This window comes from Pseudomonas sp. CP-1 (assembly GCF_021213715.1).
GTDB lineage: Bacteria > Pseudomonadota > Gammaproteobacteria > Pseudomonadales > Pseudomonadaceae > Pseudomonas > Pseudomonas aeruginosa.
Genome location: NZ_JAJQKY010000064.1, coordinates 1 through 493 on the forward strand (window position 1 = coordinate 1; position 493 = coordinate 493).

A 493-nucleotide genomic window follows, 5' to 3' on the forward strand; every position below is an offset into this window, starting at 1 on the left:
CTGCTACATCCTCGATGGCAACCTGGAGCCGGTACCGGTGGGCGTGCTCGGCGAGCTGTACCTGGCCGGTCGGGGCCTGGCCCGTGGCTACCACCAGCGTCCGGGGCTGACTGCCGAGCGTTTCGTCGCCAGCCCGTTCGTGGCTGGGGAGCGGATGTACCGCACCGGCGACCTGGCGCGCTACCGCGCCGACGGGGTGATCGAGTACGCCGGGCGGATCGACCACCAGGTGAAGCTGCGCGGCCTGCGCATCGAGCTGGGCGAGATCGAGGCGCGCCTGCTGGAGCATCCGTGGGTGCGCGAGGCGGCGGTGCTGGCGGTGGACGGCAAGCAGTTGGTCGGCTACGTGGTGCTGGAGAGCGAGAGCGGCGACTGGCGCGAAGCCCTGGCCGCGCACCTGGCGGCGAGCCTGCCGGAATACATGGTGCCGGCGCAGTGGCTGGCGCTGGAGCGGATGCCGCTGAGTCCGAACGGCAAGCTGGATCGCAAGGCG

General features: G+C 71.6%; 1 protein-coding gene. It reads left to right on the forward strand.

Annotation, left to right across the window (positions count from 1 at the left end; genetic code table 11):
- The coding region (locus tag LT948_RS33065; protein ID WP_139270147.1) for an AMP-binding enzyme at positions 1-493 on the forward strand (493 nt) is incomplete at both ends.